Consider the following 3,150-nt stretch of genomic DNA (forward strand, 5'->3'; position numbering starts at 1 on the left):
CGTTCATAGTTCCAAGAACCTTGAAGGAACTGATGACGCCAAGCAACTGATAAACGATCTTTTTTTGATAATTTAATTTTTTCTGCCATTGTTTTTTTCCTCCTTCAAGATTTTAATAATCATTTAAAATATCGCCAAGTGGATCACCAGAACCAGAACCACCGTTACCTGAACCACCATTTTCTTTTAATCCTAAATAGATCAATGCCAAAGCAACACCGATTGCTCCTAAAGCGATTAATGTTAATTCACCGATAGCAGCTAAGACGAAACCTAAAGCAAAGAATGGCCAAGTTTCTTTAGTTGACATCATATTGATTACCATTGCATAACCAACAGCAGCAACCATTCCACCACCAACAGTCATACCACCTGATAGCCATGCTGGCATTTGATTTAAAGCATCAGTTACCACGCTAGCTGGTACGATACAAAGAGCAGCAGCTGGAATAGCAATACGAATACCTTGTAATAAGATAGCTAAAATGTGCCACATTTCAAGCGTTCTAAAGTTTCCATGTTCAGCCGCACCATCCATGAAGTGAACCATTGGAATTGCGATTGTACGACAAATCATTGTTAAAAATAACCCAGCTACAGAAAGTGGAATTGCTACCGCAATTGAAGTAGAAATAGCTGTTTGTACATCAGTTGTTCCACCTTGTAAACCTAAAACCATGATAATCGCTGAAGCTACTGAAGCTAAAGCTGCATCTGGAGCAACAGCTGCTCCGACATTTGCCCATCCAAGAGCAATCATTTGTAATGAACCACCTAAAATAATTCCTTCAGTTAAGTGTCCACTTACTAAACCAATTAAAGTACATGCCACTAGTGGTTGGTGGAATTGGAATTCATCTAATACCCCTTCCATACCAGCTAATAAGGCAATTATAACAATTAAAACTATTGTAATAAATGACATTATAATTCCTCCCGTTTGCTTAATTTTATCCGTTAGCTAAATCCGTTTTTGCTTTTTTTAGTAAAGTATCTATGTTTTCACTAGAATCACTTGGTACTTTACGAACATCAAACTTAATTCCTTTAGCTTTGATTTTTTCGATTGTTTCAACATCATCCATATTCATTGCAATTGCCTTATTAACAACTACTTTTCCAAGTGAATGAGCCATTGAACCAATATTTAATTCTTTAATATCTACGCCACCTTCAATTGCTTTTAAAGCATCTTGAGGTGTTTCAAATAACAACATTGCTTTAGTATTACCAAAGCGAGGATCTTTAGCTACCTGAATCATTTTACTGATTGGAACAACGTTAGCTTTAACACCTGGTGGTGCTGCCTGTTCAATCATTTTTTTACGTAAATCATCATGTGCTACCGAATCCGAAACAACAATGATTCGATTTGGATTAGTTGTTTTTGTCCAAGTTGTTGCTACTTGTCCATGTAATAAACGAGTATCAACGCGGGCTAATACATATTTAATTTTTCCATCTCCGATAACTGTACCTTCTGGGATTGCTCCTTGAGGCGCAGCTACTGGTGCAGTTGCAGCTTCAGTTTTTTCTGGTTCTAAAGCTTCTGGTTTAACTTTAACCCCTTCTCTAGCTACTTCAGTAATATGAGTTGCAATTTCATGAGCAGTTTCCATTGACATTCTTGAAGCATACGCTTCAATTAACATTGGCAAGTTAAGCCCTGTAACAATTGCCCATGTGTCTTCATGTCCGTCAATCAAACCATTAGCCTGATTAAATGGTGTTCCACCCCATAAATCAATTAAGAATAATACTTGGTCTTGATTTTCAAAAGTGGCGATTGCTGCTTCCATTTTTGCTTTAAGATCATCAGGTCCTTCGCTTGGTTGTAAAGTTACTGCTTTAACGTCTTTTTGTTCACCAAAGATCATTGACCCTGATTGCAAAATTCCGCTTGCGAAATCCCCATGACTAGCAAGGATAATTCCTACCATTTTATTTTCCTCCCTTTCTTTTTTTGATACTTCCAGCAAACATAAAAAAGCAGGCATACTATTAAAAGATATAATGATCCTATCATTAAATCTAATAAATAGTTAATGCCTGCCTTACCAGTTACACACTATGAAGTATTCATTTCTGCAAGAATCATAACATTAATAGCTTGATATTGTCAAGCCATGTTTTTAAAATTAATAATTCTTAATAATTATTTAATTTTATAGTTTCTATTTCTTTTTATTTTTCCAGACCTGATATAAAATATCCTTTAATACCAAAAGCGCATCCTGATCACTATAATTATACTCCTGTTTTAACTCCTCTAACATAATATCCAGCTTTCTAGCATAATTTAAAACATTAACATCATCTTGATATTTAAGTAAAATAGGATATTTTTTCCCCCAGGCACTAGTCCAATTGATTTTAGCCTCAACTTCTTCACTTGTTTTAGCAATCATTTCCTGGATTTCTTTAAATTCAATATCAAAATTAATCAAATCATCCAAAGATACATGATACAAAACGGCCATCTTTTTAGCCTGATAAATATCTGGTACAGTTTCATTAGTTTCCCATTTAGAAATCGTCTGTCTGCTAACTCCTAATTTATTTGCTACATCTTCCTGGGAAAAACCGCATTTCTTTCGTGCATGAAATAAACTATTACCTAGATCCATCTTTTTACCTCCTTTAGTTACAAGATTATTATAATCTTTACCATAACTAAACACTACCAATTATCTTTAGCAAATTTGCTCCCTTTTTTAACATTAAGTTACACTTATGATATATTTCTCTATAATATCTTATTGAATACTTGATAGAATTCTTTCTAAGTGTAAAGCTAAATAGCCAACTTCGGTTTCTGGTAATTCTTTATTTAAAGCTTTGGATAAGGCATTGCACATATTTACTGCCTGATTATAAGCAAATGGAAATTTATCTTTAGTAAATTCACTAATATCCATTTGTAATTTTTCATTAGTATTTAATCGTAAAATTAAAAACTTAATATGATTCATTAAACGTACATACGATATTGAATTAATATCAATAACGATATTTAGATCCTCTTGTAATTTGATAATACTATCATGAATAACTCGTGTTGCTTCCATTGATTCAACTACCTGATTAGAAGAAATTGCTGAATGAATATGCAAAGTTATAAAACCAATTTCATCATCATTAATATCAACA

4 protein-coding genes are annotated in these 3,150 nt (G+C 33.6%); all 4 read right to left on the reverse strand.

The features are described 5' to 3' along the window. Positions 1-112: 112 nt before the first annotated feature. Complete coding sequence (locus J7M77_RS06220; RefSeq protein ID WP_296876968.1) at positions 113-925, reverse strand: PTS mannose/fructose/sorbose transporter subunit IIC; 813 nt, start codon at positions 923-925, stop codon at positions 113-115. Between the two features lie 25 nt (positions 926-950). Then, on the reverse strand, positions 951-1,940 hold the full coding sequence (locus tag J7M77_RS06225) for a PTS sugar transporter subunit IIB (RefSeq protein WP_296876969.1): 990 nt from the start codon (positions 1,938-1,940) through the stop codon (positions 951-953). A 234-nt stretch (positions 1,941-2,174) separates the two neighbouring features. After that, the gene (locus J7M77_RS06230) at positions 2,175-2,627 is read right to left on the reverse strand and encodes a helix-turn-helix transcriptional regulator (RefSeq protein ID WP_296876970.1); all 453 of its coding nucleotides are present in this window, start codon (positions 2,625-2,627) and stop codon (positions 2,175-2,177) included. A gap of 129 nt (positions 2,628-2,756) precedes the next feature. Next, the coding region (locus tag J7M77_RS06235) for a PRD domain-containing protein (protein ID WP_296876971.1) at positions 2,757-3,150 on the reverse strand (394 nt) is incomplete at its 5' end.

It is taken from the genome of Thomasclavelia sp., from assembly GCF_017889095.1.
Classification (GTDB): domain Bacteria; phylum Bacillota_I; class Bacilli_A; order Erysipelotrichales; family Coprobacillaceae; genus Thomasclavelia.

Excerpts from the sequence above, each read along its gene's own strand:
- J7M77_RS06220 (WP_296876968.1), bottom strand. The coding sequence starts at position 925 with ATGTCATTTATTACAATAGTTTTAATTGTTATAATTGCCTTATTAGCT.
- J7M77_RS06225 (WP_296876969.1), bottom strand. The coding sequence starts at position 1,940 with ATGGTAGGAATTATCCTTGCTAGTCATGGGGATTTCGCAAGCGGAATT.
- J7M77_RS06230 (WP_296876970.1), bottom strand. The coding sequence starts at position 2,627 with ATGGATCTAGGTAATAGTTTATTTCATGCACGAAAGAAATGCGGTTTT.